Origin of the sequence: Exiguobacterium sp. U13-1, from assembly GCF_001750115.1 — a bacterium.
In the GTDB taxonomy this organism is placed as follows: domain Bacteria; phylum Bacillota; class Bacilli; order Exiguobacteriales; family Exiguobacteriaceae; genus Exiguobacterium_A; species Exiguobacterium_A acetylicum.
The window spans coordinates 1,617,721-1,633,189 of record NZ_CP015731.1 but is presented as its reverse complement, the minus strand read 5'-3'; the positions used below and the strand labels follow the sequence as shown (position 1 = coordinate 1,633,189).

Below are 15,469 nucleotides of genomic sequence, written 5' to 3'. Positions count from 1 at the left end.
TCCGACTTTTTCCACAAACAAAAGACGCATCCGCATCTCAATGAACGAGATGTAGATGCGTCTTAATGACTCATTCAGACGGTTTCTTTGCAAAGAGTGGAATCTTAGACTCTGTACCTTGGCGAATCCGTTGGATGTTCTCGCGGTGCTTGAAGATGACGAACAAGGCAAGAACCGTAAAGAACGTCGGAACGATCCAGTCGTTCGTCAAGACACCAATCGTGATGGAAACAACGATTCCGACACTTGCTGCCACGATTGAACTGAGCGACACCATCCGGCTCAGACGAAGTGTCGTCAAAAAGGAAACGAGCAGGAAGATGAACAGAACAGGGCTCGTCACGAGCAACATTCCACCTGACGTTGCAACTGCTTTTCCACCTTTGAACTTCGCGAAGATCGGATAGATGTGACCGATGACAGCTGCTAGTCCAGCAAACAACGGATGTATATCTGCTCCCATCAAGATGGGAACGAGACTTGCGACGGCTCCTTTTCCGAAATCACCGATCAATACGATGATTCCCGCCTTTTTTCCCAAGACACGGAACGTATTCGTCGTTCCGAGATTCCCGCTACCATGTTGGCGAATGTCCATCCCGTGTCCCCACTTCCCGACAAGAAGTGCGAACGGTATCGAACCAAGCAGATAGCCAAGAACTAAAATCCCTATGATTTCAATCATAGTCAACCTCCAACCTCTTAGTGACCGACTTTCATATATTCCTCAAGAGTCTGTCCGTTATTTTTAATTTGTGTCGCGACATCGACACCGACATAACGAATGTGCCATGGCTCATACGTATAGCCTGTCCGTGATTGGAAGCCACGATCGTAGCGAACGATGAAACCATATTTCGCTGCGTTATTCGCAATCCATTTCCCTTCTTTCGTATCACCAAGAGCAGCCGTTAACCCGTTACCAACGCTTGGTGCTGAAATATCGAAAGTGAGACCCGTCTGGTGCTCACTATGACCAGGACGTGCTGAATATTGATCAGCAGCTGCCTTGCCATCACGTGCGACATAATTATTATACAATACTTTTTGACGTTCGCCTGAACGGAATCCACTGACAGCGTTTAATGTCACGCCTTCTTTTTTAGCAGCGGCAAACATCTTTTCCATCTGTTTCGCAGCTGGCGCCCGCATGTAGCTCTGCTCAAGTACACCTGAGTATGAGAAGCTGACGTTTGGTACGACGAGATCCGATGGTTTGTAGTCGATCGGTAAGCTGTATTTCTTATTGACGACGACGAGATTACCAAGTGATAGATCTGCTTTGGCATCTGCTGATTTATCAACGTCCGGTGTCTCATCTTCTGGTTTCGACGGTTTCTCTTGTTCTGGATCCTGAGACGAACTGTCCGGTTTATCCGTCGATTCATCTTTTTTGTCCTCTGTTTTGTTCTCTGAAGCTGGTGTATCGTCTTTTTGTTCTTCTTCTTTTTTCGTTTCATCTGAAGATTCTTGATTTTCTTGCGTTGCATCAGACGAATTGTCTTCTTGTTTTGCTTCTTCTGACGTATCGTCTTTTGTTGTTTCGTCTGTTTTGTTTGTTTCTTCTTTGTTCGTGTCTTTTGCTGTGTCTTCTTTTTTCGTTTCGTCGTTTGATTGTTTTGTCTCATCTGATTTCTGTTCCGTTTTCGTTGTATCATCCGCTTGTTGATCCCCAGGATTACATCCTGCAAGGAGAAGCGCTAACGTACTGACGGTTACGATTTTTTTCATGAGTAAGACCCCTCTTCTTTTTATGCTTCTCTATGTTACCGCTAATCGTTCCATCCGTCGAGTCTACTTCCGACAGATGGAGTAAGTCCCTACCTTACTTCAGCTTCTTTATTTTCGCAAATGATCCTGACTTTGTCATCGGTCGTTAGTACCAAGTGCTAAATTTTACTGTTCAGACTGAAATAAAAGAAAAAAGCGGAACCGATTCAAAAATCGATCCCGCTTTTGTTGTATCGCTTCACGCTTCCGTTAAGAGTGCTGCGTCCGTCTCACTCATCTTCTCATAAATTTCGTGCCAGTTCGGGAACACCTTCGGCAAGCGAATCGGTCGGAAGTTTTCCTTCTTGACGACGACGTGTGTCGTCTTCGCCGATACTGCAAGTTTCCCGTCCGGATGTTTGACTGTATAGCCATAAATCGTTCGTAGTCCATCGTAATGATCAATCCAGACTGTGACGACCGCTGTATCACCGTACGTCAACGAGCGTTTGTAATCGAGATTGACATTCGTGACCGGGGAGACATATCCCGCATCTTCCATCTCCTTGTAATCAAGACCCAAGGACTGGATTAATTCTGTCCGCGCCAATTCCAAATAGACGAGATAGTTCGAATGATAGACGATGCCCATCATGTCCGTCTCGGCGTACCGGACAGGTATTTCAATCGTGTGCATGTAGCTTCCCCCTTAAAAATCCTCTTTTTCAAGATAGGACCATTCTGAACCGGACAAGCTAACTTTGTCAATTAATCGCATCGATTGTTTCGCAATCGCCTGTTCAACGATCGTGATCGCCGCCCGTGCGTTTCCGTTCGGAACGACATCAATCTTCTCGGTAAGCGTCAACCGTGCGTCCTCCGTCAGCTCGTATCCGAAACGTGCCGCGTATCCTTCAATGATTTGAATCAACTCGTCTGGCGAATAATCCGGGAAGTGGAATGATCGCTTGAAGCGTGATTTCAATCCTGGATTACTCGCGAGCAAGGCGTTCATCTGTTGCTCGTAACCCGCAAGGACGACGACGAGATTATCTTGGTGTTTCGTCATCTCATCCACGAGCGTATCAATCGCTTCCTTCCCAAAGTCGTTCGCTCCACCGTTTAACGCATACGCTTCATCGATGAATAAGACACCACCCAGCGCATCGCGAATTGCGTCTCGCGTCTTTTGCGCCGTTTGTCCGACGTAACCGGAGACGAGATCCGCCCGGCTGACGACTTTCAAGTGTCCGCGTTTTAAATAACCGCATTGTCGTAAGACATCGGCATAGAGCTGCGCGACGGTTGTCTTTCCGGTTCCGCTATTGCCGCTAAAGACCGCATGTAGTTCGACCGGTAAGACTTTATAACCGGCTTCCCGGCGACGTTTTTGCATCGACAACAGAGCTTCAATCTGTTTGAGTTCATCTTTGAGATCAGACAATCCGACGAGCGAAGCGATCCGCTCCTCAACGGTTGCATCCGGTTCTTGGACCATCTCAAAATCTTCTTGTTCGAGTAAGGCAAAGTCTTCATGACTGGCACTCTCTCCAAGGCTCGCACCCTTCTTGAAGATGGCATCGAGCACGATATTGCGAACAGCGCGTCCGTTTCCGAAACTGGCGTCGACGCGTTCCCGCTCAAGCCGTCCGAGTAATGCCCGCTCCGCTTGTTCCGTCAAGACATAATCGTTCGCGGTCGCGATCGAGCGTCCGATGGCGAGCAGCTCCTGATCCGTATAGTCGGCGAGTAGATAATGATTCGATTCCGGAAAACGACTCCGCAGTCCAGGGTTCGCCTTCAGAAAGTCACGCATCTCTTCTGGGTAACCAGCAAGCACGACCGCAAATCGCCCTGCATATTCCCCACTCGTCATCGCTGCGACGAGCGTATCGATCGCGGCCTGACCATAATCGTTCCCACTTTGTCCGGCACGTTTTAAGGCATAGGCTTCATCGATGAAGAGCACCCCTCCGACGGCTTCGCGGACTTTACTCATGACCTGTTCTTCCGTCTGACCGACGAACGCACCGACAAGCGATGAACGATCCGTCTCGACGACTTCCGGTCGTTCGAGTAATCCGAGCTCGTGATAGATCTTTGCCATCAAACGGGCAAGCGTCGTCTTTCCGGTTCCGGGGTTCCCCATGAAGATCATGTGTAGGGATGGTTGATCGCTTGAACGGTAGCCATCTTCCGATCGTTTCTGTTGATACTTCAAGAAGCGATACATATGATGAACCCGTTGTTTGATGTCTTCGAGACCAATCATCGCGTCAAGTTCCTCGAGTGCTGAGCGTTCGACTTGTTTGCTTTCGACGGGGAGCAAAGCGACGACACGTTTGAGATCCTGGATCGTCGTCGCTTTCAGTTCCGTCATCTCGCGGAACGCTTCCCGGGAATAGAAACGCTCTTGTAAGCTGTCGACGAATGTCTGCGCTGTCTGTTCAAGCGTGGCACTTGAACGCAATAATGCCGTTCCAGCCTCGAACAGTTCCGTCCAGCGTCCGGCATCCAACCGACGAAGTCGTTCCGTCAGTTCGACGATTTGTTCCGTCTCCTCGACGATTTGACTTGCTTGGAGGATCAGTTCCTTCGTCGCCGATCGTTTGGCGTTCGCATTGTCCGTCTCGCGAATCGTCGGAAACGTATGCGCGACAAGACGCTGATACGTACTTTGTAATTGTTGTTCCGTCAACAGCTGCTCAAGACGGGCTGGCAGGCGGCCATGCTGACGGATTTCTTGCATCCAGCTCTCAGCTAAGGCATCCAGTCGTCCCGTCATGATATAGCGATGCTCGACAAGTAATGCCAAGATGCGGACGAGTGCTTCCGTTTCGCCAAGCAACCGGCTACTTTGGGCATAACGTAAGGCGAGCACCTCCTCGACCTTCGCGCCCTCTTCCCACGCTTTGATTTGATTGAACATCTCCTCTTTCGAGAATGCTTCCATGTTGAACCTCCTGCGTCTCGAAAAAACCGACTTTGTCCGCTACCGTTTCGTAGCGTCATCGCCGGTCGTTTCTTGTTTATTTTGCTTTTAACCAATCCGGATCGAACGTATCGATCGTTTCAAAACTCTTCATTTTGACAGAGTAGAACAATTTACCGTTATTGCGTGACTCCGCACCGAGTACTTTCGAACGGTCGGAAGCGACATAATACGTTGCTTGTTCTTGGTTGTTTTCTTTATCGAAGATCGATGGATATTGTTTGATCCATTCTTCTGGTACCGTGCTTGACGGTTCTTTTTTCACATACACGTCCGCTGCCATTCCGGCGATGTCCGCTTCTCCCTCGACTTGTCCAAAGTCACCTTTGTTAATGAAAGCGAGGATCTGTTCGTTGAAGCCACGTGAGAGGAATGGGCGCGGCGCACTGACACTTTTGCCAGCTTTCGTCTCATTGACTAACTTCCCTGTCGCATCATACTCACGGAACATCGTCCCGTTCCAGATCGCAAGCGATCCTTTTGACGGACCGTCTACGACTTCTGTCCGGAAATGACCTTTGTCATTAAAGACGACTTCATACGTGCGTGATTCAAGTTCATCTTTTTTCGTCGCGAGTTTCTTCTCAACATATTGAATGCGTGTCATCGTATAAAACGGTTTGACCGTCGCGGCTTTTTCATCGCTTGCAGTCTGCGTCTTGTTCAAGAGATAAAAATTGTAGGCAAGGAGGATAGCCATTGCCACGATTGCTACTGCAATCCACGTGCTCGTTCGTTTCGTCATGCCATGTACACCTTCCTAGCTCAAGTCTCTATTCCTTATCATCGTATCGGTTTTATAAGGAGAATACAAAGGGTTTGTCCGAGATTTCACGATTTCTGACTAAATTCGTCAGACTTTTGAACAAATCAGAAAACGGTCAGGACAACAAAAAAGGCGAACCGAATGAATTCGGTCCACCCTTGATTACGTTTATGCTTCCTTCGGCGTCAGCGAGACGATCATCGACTCATCGACCAAATAATAGCTATGATGCGGCATTTCGCGCAAATAGCCATCCTGAAACAACATCGCGCAGTCGACTTGGAACGTCTTGCTATATGGTTTCAACGGGAGTTTCTTCACCCGGTCAAAATAGCGATCGACGGCGACTTGGACATGATCCATCTCATAGACGAGTTCCCGATCTTTTGCCTCCATGATGGTGAATGTCTCACGCGACATGTAAAACACTTGTGTCGAACGTGCTTTCAAATACGGCTCCAGCTGTTTTAAATCGACTCGCTGCTCATCATCCAGAAGTACCGTCCGATTCGTCCCTTTCGGTAGTTCGGATTCAAAGGCATGCGTCGCTTGTTTGACTTCATCAAGCGTCACGTCACGCATCGGCAACGGCTGGTCTTCCTTCGGTTGAAACCACTTCTTGAATCGGTTCACCTTTTTCCTCCTCTCGTCAAAAAAAGGTGGGGTTTCCCCCACCTTTGATTAGACAACTTATGCTTGTTGGAGACGCTCACGAAGGACCATTGGAAGGATCCCGCCGTGACGGTAGTAATCGATGTCGACTTCTGAATCGAAACGAGCAATCGCTTCGAATTCAGTGACTTTTCCATCTGCCGCTGTTGCTGTGACTTTGACGATGTCACGTGGACGAACAGACTCATCGATTGCGATGCTGATTGCTTCTTCACCTGTTAAACCAAGTGTTTCAGCTGTTGTGCCTGCCACGTATTGAAGTGGAAGAACACCCATCATGACGAGGTTTGAACGGTGAATCCGCTCGAAGCTCTCCGCGATGACGGCTTTGACGCCGAGCAAGTTCGTTCCTTTGGCTGCCCAGTCACGTGAAGAACCCATACCGTAGTCTTTACCAGCGAGGATGACGAGACCTGTACCATCTTCTTTGTACTTCATCGCAGCATCGTACATCGCCATTGTTTCGCCTGTTGGCCAGTACGTCGTGAAGCCACCTTCTGTACCTGGTGCGACTTGGTTACGGATCCGGATGTTCGCGAACGTTCCGCGCATCATGATTTCGTGGTTACCACGACGTGAACCGTATGAGTTGAAGTCTTTCGGTGCAACCCCTTTGTTGACGAGGTATTGACCGGCTGGTGTCGTTTTCGAGAATGAACCCGCTGGTGAGATGTGGTCCGTTGTGACTGAATCAGCGAACTTACCGAAGACACGGAGTCCGTTGAGTGCTTCGACTTGACCAGCTTCCTTCGCCAAGTTCTCGAAGAACGGTGGGTTTTGGATGTACGTCGACTCACCGTCGAAGTCGTACTGATCGCCTGTTGGCACGTCAAGGTTGTTCCAACGTTCGTTTCCTGTGAAGACTGAATCGTATTCTGCACGGAAGCTTTCTGGTGTGACGACCGTGTTGATGATCGTTTGGATCTCATCACGTGAAGGCCAGATGTCAGCAAAGAAGACTTCTTGTCCGTCTTTGCCTGTTCCGAGTGACGCGTTCATGATATCGACGTCGACTGTTCCTGCAAGTGCATACGCGACGACGAGTGGCGGTGAAGCCAAGTAGTTCGCTTTGACGAGCGGGTGGACACGACCTTCGAAGTTACGGTTTCCGGAGAGGACAGACGAAACGAGTAAGTCTGAACCGAGGATCGCGTCTTCGACAGCGCGGTCGAGTGGACCGGAGTTACCGATACATGTCGTACAGCCGTAACCGACTGTGTTGAAGCCGAGTTCGTCAAGGTACGTTTGGAGTCCTGATTTCTCGAGGTAATCCGTAACGACCTTCGATCCTGGCGCAAGTGATGTCTTGACGTATTTTGGAACCGATAGACCGAGTTCGATCGCTTTTTTCGCGACGAGTCCCGCACCGATCATGACGTATGGGTTTGATGTGTTCGTACAGCTCGTGATCGCAGCGATCGCCACGTCACCCGTACGCATTTCAACTGCTTCGTCTTCGAACTGAACGACAGCGACTTTGTTCGCTTCTTCTTCCGCTAAGCCGAATCCAGCGTTTCCTTGTGGAGCCGTTAACGCTTTTTTGAATGATGTATGAACATCCGTCAAATCGATCCGGTCTTGTGGACGTTTTGGTCCAGCAAGGGCAGGAACGATTGTTGAAAGATCGAGTTCGACTGTTTTCGTGAATGTTGGATCTTCGTTTTGTGGTGTGTAGAACAAACCGTTTGCTTTCGAGTAGTTCTCGACTTTTTCGATCAATTCTTCATCGCGACCTGTCAGACGAAGGTACGTCAATGTTTCTGTGTCGACTGGGAAGAACCCACATGTCGCACCGTATTCTGGTGCCATGTTCGCGATTGTTGCCCGGTCAGAAAGTGACATCAAGTGGAGTGATGGACCGAAGAACTCGACGAATTTACCGACGACGTTCTCTTGACGGAGCATTTCCGTTACACGAAGGGCAACGTCTGTTGCTGTCGTTCCTGGGTGCATCTCACCTGTGATGCGTACGCCGATGACTTCAGGTACTGGGAAGAATGACGGCTGTCCGAGCATGCCCGCTTCCGCTTCGATCCCACCGACTCCCCAACCGAGGACGCCGAGACCGTTGATCATCGTCGTATGTGAGTCTGTTCCGACGAGTGTATCCGGATACACATCAACTGTACCGTCTGCTGTTTCCTTTTCAAGGACGACAGATGCCAAGTACTCGAGGTTAACTTGGTGGACGATCCCTGTTGCTGGTGGTACGGCACGGTAGTTATCGAATGCCGATGTCGCCCAGCGAAGTAATTTGTAACGCTCTTCGTTACGTTCGAATTCGAGATCCATATTTTCTGCAAGTGCTCCAGCAAAACCGTAAGCATCGACTTGAACCGAGTGGTCAACGACGAGGTCGACTGGTACTTCTGGGTTGATGACCGATGGGTCTCCACCGAGATCTTGCATCGCTTTACGAAGTGACGCGAGGTCAACGACCGTTGGAACACCTGTGAAATCCTGAAGGATGACGCGTGACGGTTTGAACGGAACATCGACATCGTTCGAAACTTGAGCTGTTCCCCATTTCGCCAAGTTCTCGACGTGTTCACGTGTGATCGAACGACCATCTTGTTGACGAAGCACTGACTCGAGTAGGACACGAATCGAGTATGGAAGACGTTTGACTTCTGTCAATCCGAGTTCTTCCAATTTTTCAAGACTATAGTACTGATAATTCTTACCGTTTGCTTCAAACGAACGGCGTGCGCCAAAGATATCTTGCGACACATCTGTTTGCTTCATGGTGATTCCCCCTTTAAGTGTTCACGACATCAAGCCCCTGATACCGCTTACTTGTACAGTTCTATCATAGTATAATATGGATTCCGTTACAATTTGAAAGAACAAAAGACTTTCGATAAGTTTTACTTATTGCCGATATTAAAAAATTATTCTGTTGTCCTGTTTTTTTCATATTTCCAGTCTCGCGTTTCCATTTAGAATGTTCAGGGTACTTAAAAAGTGTAGTACGATAACCGATTCTTGTGGAGGCGTTTATTATGGCGAAATATAAAAGCGATGCAACGCACGTCATTACGACAATCATTTTTAGTGATGTAGAAAAAGCAAAAACAGGCTTTGCGATGATTAAGGATCTCGAAGCAATCAAGGAAATCGAGATGGATCAGATGGTTCTCGCAAAACGTGACGAAGCAGAGGGCTTCTCTTTCATCGATGCGATCGACTTCACACAACAGGACCAATCCTTCAAAGGTTCATTGATTGGCATGGCGATTGGTGTCGTCGGTGGTCCGTTCGGTATGCTCGTCGGTTCCGTTGCTGGTTACTTGATCGGAGCGAACCGGGATGAGAAGAATGAACGGGAGTCGTTTGATTTATTCAACCGGACGCTGAATCAAATCGATCCCGACCATTACGGTGTCATCTTGATCAGTGAGGTCAACGAAGATTCAGAAGCCGTCAATGCGATCGCTGCTGAACTCGGAGCGACAATTCGCCGGACAGGTGAGACATTGCCGGATGGTACGGTCTAATCAAATCAGAGTTGTCTCCTTTACGTTCTCGTTTTAAACGGGAACGTTTTTTAATTCGTGGATCACCTGTTTTGCTGCTTCCTGCGTCGTGTCTGAATCGACTTTCTGTAAAGAATTGTGTTGCACGGATATGAGGATATTTTTGTAGCTGATGATGAGGAGCTCACCGTAATCACCGTTTGATTGATATTGAATCAGATCATTGCCTATGTATCGATCCGTATACGCAAAATGGATCGCTAATTGCGTATCTTGCTTCTTGTTTTCAAAATAAAGTGCCTCCTGTGTCGAGGACGTGTCAATCGTTCCGTCAACCGTTAACCAACGTCTCTTCCCAAAACTCAAGGATTGATCCACAGCTGTAAAGTCTGCACCTATCGTGCTTCTCTTCAACTGAAACTGATCCATCTTCAAGTGTTCATCCATATGCTTGAACAGCTTTTCATACTGAACAGGATTTAAGATGGGATGTTTCGTCTGATTCGTCTTCTGATCCGTATGAGTAGTGGTTTTGACTACTTTTTTCTGTTCCGTCGTGACCGCCTCATCCGTGCATCCAGCAATTAAAAACACACTTGAAAACAGAATTAACATAGTCCCCTTATAGTTCATACTGTATCCTCCCATATTGAAAGTATCTTACACATCATTTTGCCTTAAAGTTGTACAGCGGTTTAATGATCTCAACGACATCGACTGTTTCTTTTGTGTTTCGGATGATTTCGTCCATCGGTTTGTAGACGAACGGTGATTCGTCACGCGTCGATGCGACGACAGAACTTGACCAGACATCGGTCATCGTCTTTTCAAATGCATCCAGTTCAACTGTTTTGAATGCTTTTGATCGTGACATGATACGTCCTGCTCCATGTGGTGCGGAATAGTTCCAATCGGGATTTCCTTTTCCGACGACGATCAAAGAGCCGTCACGCATGTTCATCGGAATGATTGCCTGCTCACCCGCTTTCGCAGACATGCAGGTAGCGCTCCATCGCTTCTCCGGAAACAGATGCTAAGTCTTTGTTAAACATAGAGCGTGTTGCTTTCAATTGCTGTAAAGTCGCTTGAATCTCCGACTCACGCCCCGCTTGCTTTAATTCCCCGATGACTTGATCCGCATCAAATTGGAAGCGTGCCGTTTCCGCTTCTGCCTGATAATGTTCAGCGATCGTTTTCCCAAGATTTCGGCTTCCGGAATGAATCACAAGATAAAGCTCGTCTGCTGCGTCCTGGTTCAGTTCGATGAAGTGATTTCCTCCACCGAGCGTACCGATCGATAATCGTGCCCGTGTCTCGTTGAACGGTGCAAGCACTTGATCAAATGGTACCTGTTCTGATAATGGATGGGCTTTTTGACGTACCGACATGCCACTTGGAACGAGACGCTGGATCGTTGCGTCAAGCTCTGCAAAGTCGATTGGTCCCTTTTCAGCGAGTCGTGTACACAACATCCCACAACCAATATCGACTCCGACGAGATTCGGTACGACCTCGTCCGTCACATGCATCGTCGTTCCGATGACAGATCCTTTTCCAGCATGGCAATCCGGCATGATTCGAACGCGACTACCTGTCGCAAATTGTTCCTCTAGCATGGCTGTGACTTGCTTAATCGTCAGGTCGTCGACGTTATCCGTGAAAATCTTTGCTTCCCCATACGTGCCTTGAATTGTTTTCATACGATCGTTCCTTTCCATCCTATCTATCCTATCCATTTGGTTATTCTGCTGTTTCTTGTATGATTTCAATGAATTGTTTTGTCAGTGTCGTCGGTCCGGCCTCCGTCAACCAGACGAAGGCTGTCGTACTCGCGGCACCTGGTAGGTATGTCTGGTGCAGTCCTGTCATATCCAGTTCCCGCAACGTACTTTCCGGCAAAACAGTCACCGCCTGTCCACTACGGACGAGTCCGATTAGCGTCAAGACATCAGAACATGTTTCTTGCGATACGACACCGAGTCGTTGACTTAACGTCTGAAAGACACCCAGTCCTTCTTGACTCGGAATGATGAGATCCGCAGTCGGGTGATCGGGGTGCCAGACTTGATGAAACGGTTCTTCCTCCATCCATTCAATCGAGATCCCTTGCGCATCAATCGGCAGACGGACGAACGCTGCGTCAAGCGACCGCTCTTTCAACCGTTCGATGAGCGCACTCGATTCTCCTTGGTGGACTTGTAAGATAATGCCAGGATGTCGTCGTTTCATCTGTTCGATCCATTCGACGAGCCGACTGGCAGATAACGTGTTGACACCAATCCGCAAGATCCCCGTTCGACCGGCTTCGATGTCGCTCACTTCCATTCGCGTCTCCTGCTCGAACTGCAACAACGAAACCGCTCGTTCATATAAGCGGTTGCCGCTTGGGGTAATCCTGATCCCACGTCCTGCCCGCTCGATCAGACGAACTCCGAGTTCTTCTTCCATCCGCCGGATTTGCTGGGTTAAGGCAGGTTGTGCCATCCGTAAGCGCTCTGCCGCCCGCGTAACGGATTGTTCCTCGACGACCGCACAAAAATAACGATACTGACGTAAATCCACATTCATCATCTCTTTCATATGTTTTCATGTATAAAGATATATGAATCATAACATCAATCATATGCTATGATGCAGGAATATCTGAAGTTAAAGAAAGGAGCTTTTTCATGAAACAAACGACTTCTACCTTCCAGTGGATCGTCTTTTTACTCGCGAACACGATTGCCTTACCAATCGTCGTCGCCAGTCTGTTCGACCTCTCCTCAGTCGAAACAGCCGCCCTTGTCCAACGGTCGTTCTTTGTAGGCGGGATAGCCTGTTTCCTACACGGAGCCTTCGGCCACCGGCTTCCGATCGTATCGGGACCTGCCGGATCATGGGTCAGCATCTTCGTCGTCATCGCCGCATTACCAGTCGATTCAAAAACGGCCTTTACGATTGCGATGGCAGCCGTCGTCATTGCCGGCGTCGTCCTCATCATTCTCGGTTTGACAGGATGGACGAAATACTTATTACCCGTCTTCACACCGCTCGTCAGCGGAACATTTTTGCTCTTATTGTGTATTCAATTGACAGGTGTCATGCTTGGTGCCGTCCTCGCTGTTGAAGCAACACGTCTCGCCGGGATCATCACGTTTTTGCTCGTGCTCGGACTCAGCCAATTCGGACCAAGTCGCTTACGCCCGTTTGCCTTGATGATCGGGATCATCGTTGGTTGGCTCGTCAGCCGTCCGTCACTTCCTACGTCGTCTAATTTGTTTGCACCACCGCAAGCGTTACCGTTTGGATGGCCACAGTTTGACGGTAGTGCATTCCTTGTCGCGATTCCGTTCGCGATCTTGCTCGTCGTCAATTTGATCGCTGCTTTAAGTGCCGTCGAAGCGACGCTTCAAAAACAAGGACGTCTGCACCAAGGGTTATCAATCGAAGGTGTTATTCATTTACTCGCTGCTACTTTCTCGACGCTCGTACCGGTGCCATTACCCATCACGAGTGGATTCATCGCACAAACCGGTAGCCGGAAACGTCGCCCGTTCTTGATCGCTTCACTCGTCATTGCGTTGATCGGGTTCTTCCCAAGCTTGATCGGGATCATCGCGACATTACCGCGTAGCGTCGCGAGTGCCGCGTTGCTTGCGACATTGCCACACATGTTCCTGATTGCCTGGCAGTCAGCGGAAAGTAACATGGAGAACAGCCGTCGCCGCCATGCGTTTGCGATCAGTGCCGTCATCGGCATCAGTATCTTGTTGCAATCGACGGTCATCGCTGAAGTTCTACCTTTGACGCTTCGCCCATTCCTTAGTAACGGGTTGCTCGTCGGAACGATGCTTGTGCTCGGTTTCGAGATCGTCGAAAAAGTACGTTCTCGCCGTGCGAAACAAGCAGATCGATTGGCGAGCTAAATTGTATTCTACGATCGGACGATGTCATCGTTCTCGCTTTTCTGTAAGGGTCGAGGATGAACATCTCGTCCGTTTATTCACCTAAAAAAGTAGCCTTTTCGATGTGATTCGAAAAGGCTACTTTTTTATCATTTCATTCAATTAAAATCAAAAAGCTATTTTACTCAACGCACTTCCCGCCACCATTTTCGTGTCGTGCTCTCGGGTGTCACACTTTCCCCGATCATCGGTGTCAGAACCGAAATCTCGTCACGTTTCGCTTCCTTGAGCAACCGTTCGACCGGTTCGAACCAGGCATGAAACGCAAGGATGAAGGCAGACCAGTGTATCGGCATCAAGACGCGACCTTTGACATCACGATGTGCTTGAACGGTTTGTTCCGGTAACATGTGCGAATTCGACCACCGGACATCATACTGCCCACATTCCATCATCGTTAAATCAAACGGACCATATTGTTCACCGATTGCTTTGAAGTGTGGACCATAACCACTATCGCCACTAAAGAAGACCTTTTGCGAGCCTTCGATGACCCATGACGCCCATAGCGTTGAAAATTGATCAAGACCATTTCGCCCTGAATAATGGCGCGACGGAGCCGCTGTCAGTTTGATGCCACCGACTTGTGTCGATTCATGCCAGTCGAGTTCCGTGATTCGCTCAGCTGAGACGCCCCATCCACGGAGACGACTCCCGACACCGAGCGGCACGATGAAGCGACCGACTCGATTTTTCAAGGCGAGGACGGATGGATAATCGAGATGATCATAATGATCATGCGAATAGACGACGACATCAATCAACGGTAAACGTTCGAGATCAACCGTCTGCGTCGTTTGAAAACGTCCTCCACCCAGTTTTGGGAACGGTGATGGTGCGCGCCCGAGCATCGGATCAAAGAAAATCGTTTGTCCATCGAGTTCGATTAAAAATGCCGAATGTCCGAACCATGTGACGCGTGGTGCTTCACTATCGTCTTGACGTCGCTGATACGGAAGCGTCGGTAACGCTTTGACAGGACGCAGATTTGGAATGTTTCGTCCGTAATCCTTTAAAATGCTTTTCATCGAGTCCCATTCCATCTTCAACTGAAAATCCATCTCATTTTTGAACTTCCCGTCGACAAAACGGTCTGATCGTTCGAAACTTCGCCGTTCTGAACGACTTGGTCGTTTCCCGAACACCGGGTATCGGTTGATGAACCAAGCGCTCGCAAGACCAATTCCTGCTAAAGCTGTCACTATTTTTTTCATGTCTTATCACCTCTTCGATGCTCTCAGTATAGCACCTCGATTCCTCAGACATCTCGCTTTGCGACTCCGGACGCGAGAAAAAAAGTGAAGATCACCGTTATCGGCGCCTTCACTTCTGGGTATTAGTCGAGATCGTCTGCTTTCCATTTCGCCCGGTCGCTCTTCTCACCGTCTTTACGGTGATTGCTCTCGTAGGCATTGTTCCCCGGATTTTCGACCTTGTTATCATCGTGCCGATGGTCGTGGTCATGGTGATGATGGTGCTCATGGTCATGATGGTGATCGTGGTCATGAGCATGGTCGTGATCTCGATCCTTGACGAACAATGCAAGACCGCCGCGCTCGACTTCCGCGTAATGCCGTTCTGCCTCATCATCTGAATGTCCGACACGTTTTAACGTCTCGCGGAGCGGTGGTTCTTTAGAAAACGTTGATTTAACTTGATCAATCCAACTCGCACCTGATGCTTCGTCTGCCGCGTCATCCCGACCCACGACAGAAAAATCTGAATCGTGATGTCCTTGTTGTTTCAATTCCTCGATTTTTCGTTCCAGACTCGATTGATCCTGATAGATCCCAACAAACCGTTTCGCCATCACATGACACCGTCCTTTTTCATATGAATTCAAACACGCTCTATTTTTACCCTTGTTCGATTGTCATCAAACGAGATTTCAGGAACGAAAAAACGG

13 protein-coding genes and 1 pseudogene are annotated in these 15,469 nt (G+C 48.7%); 2 read left to right on the top strand and 12 right to left on the bottom strand.

Going from position 1 to position 15,469, the window contains the following annotated elements:
* Positions 1–70: 70 nt before the first annotated feature.
* The 7 genes from plsY to acnA all read right to left on the bottom strand — a co-directional run bounded on the left by plsY (position 71) and on the right by acnA (position 8,885).
* On the bottom strand, positions 71–685 hold the full coding sequence (gene plsY, locus ESP131_RS08275) for a glycerol-3-phosphate 1-O-acyltransferase PlsY (RefSeq protein WP_029341281.1): 615 nt from the start codon (positions 683–685) through the stop codon (positions 71–73).
* Between the two features lie 17 nt (positions 686–702).
* Positions 703–1,731, bottom strand: a complete 1,029-nt coding sequence (locus ESP131_RS08270; RefSeq protein ID WP_029341280.1) for a M15 family metallopeptidase — start codon at positions 1,729–1,731, stop codon at positions 703–705.
* 238 nt (positions 1,732–1,969) lie between these two features.
* Entirely contained in the window at positions 1,970–2,407 is a 438-nt protein-coding gene (locus ESP131_RS08265; RefSeq protein WP_023467801.1) for an acyl-CoA thioesterase, read from the bottom strand.
* Positions 2,408–2,419: 12 nt separating this feature from the next.
* A complete protein-coding gene (locus ESP131_RS08260; protein WP_047391232.1) occupies positions 2,420–4,663 on the bottom strand; it encodes an AAA family ATPase in 2,244 nt (747 codons plus the stop codon).
* 76 nt (positions 4,664–4,739) lie between these two features.
* Positions 4,740–5,447, bottom strand: coding sequence for a hypothetical protein (locus ESP131_RS08255; protein WP_029341277.1), 708 nt, complete (start codon positions 5,445–5,447; stop codon positions 4,740–4,742).
* A gap of 189 nt (positions 5,448–5,636) precedes the next feature.
* Positions 5,637–6,101 (bottom strand): DUF3939 domain-containing protein, encoded by a 465-nt coding sequence (locus ESP131_RS08250; protein WP_029341276.1) that lies wholly within the window; start codon positions 6,099–6,101, stop codon positions 5,637–5,639.
* Positions 6,102–6,158: 57 nt separating this feature from the next.
* Complete coding sequence (acnA, locus tag ESP131_RS08245; protein ID WP_029341275.1) at positions 6,159–8,885, bottom strand: aconitate hydratase AcnA; 2,727 nt, start codon at positions 8,883–8,885, stop codon at positions 6,159–6,161.
* A gap of 257 nt (positions 8,886–9,142) precedes the next feature.
* Between acnA and ESP131_RS08240 the strand changes: the two genes are divergently transcribed.
* Positions 9,143–9,637 carry a hypothetical protein gene (locus tag ESP131_RS08240; protein ID WP_029341274.1) on the top strand — a complete coding sequence of 165 codons (495 nt, stop codon included), beginning with the start codon at positions 9,143–9,145 and terminating at the stop codon, positions 9,635–9,637.
* Between the two features lie 33 nt (positions 9,638–9,670).
* Here ESP131_RS08240 and ESP131_RS08235 read toward each other — a convergent pair whose 3' ends face one another.
* The 3 genes and pseudogenes from ESP131_RS08235 to ESP131_RS08225 form a co-directional block, all read right to left on the bottom strand.
* On the bottom strand, positions 9,671–10,231 hold the full coding sequence (locus ESP131_RS08235; protein ID WP_197499312.1) for a hypothetical protein: 561 nt from the start codon (positions 10,229–10,231) through the stop codon (positions 9,671–9,673).
* Positions 10,232–10,283: 52 nt separating this feature from the next.
* Positions 10,284–11,316, bottom strand: a pseudogene (locus tag ESP131_RS08230) (RtcB family protein).
* Between the two features lie 40 nt (positions 11,317–11,356).
* Positions 11,357–12,178, bottom strand: a complete 822-nt coding sequence (locus ESP131_RS08225) for a LysR family transcriptional regulator (RefSeq protein WP_047391216.1) — start codon at positions 12,176–12,178, stop codon at positions 11,357–11,359.
* A gap of 107 nt (positions 12,179–12,285) precedes the next feature.
* Here ESP131_RS08225 and ESP131_RS08220 point away from each other — a divergent pair, with 107 nt between their 5' ends.
* Positions 12,286–13,524 (top strand): purine/pyrimidine permease, encoded by a 1,239-nt coding sequence (locus tag ESP131_RS08220; RefSeq protein WP_069940403.1) that lies wholly within the window; start codon positions 12,286–12,288, stop codon positions 13,522–13,524.
* 164 nt (positions 13,525–13,688) lie between these two features.
* On the opposite strand, the gene ESP131_RS08215 is transcribed toward ESP131_RS08220, so the two are convergent.
* Both ESP131_RS08215 and ESP131_RS08210 read right to left on the bottom strand, forming a co-directional pair.
* The gene (locus ESP131_RS08215; RefSeq protein ID WP_069940402.1) at positions 13,689–14,777 is read right to left on the bottom strand and encodes an MBL fold metallo-hydrolase; all 1,089 of its coding nucleotides are present in this window, start codon (positions 14,775–14,777) and stop codon (positions 13,689–13,691) included.
* 122 nt (positions 14,778–14,899) lie between these two features.
* Entirely contained in the window at positions 14,900–15,373 is a 474-nt protein-coding gene (locus ESP131_RS08210; protein WP_069940401.1) for a YflT domain-containing protein, read from the bottom strand.
* Between the last annotated feature and the right edge of the window lie 96 nt (positions 15,374–15,469).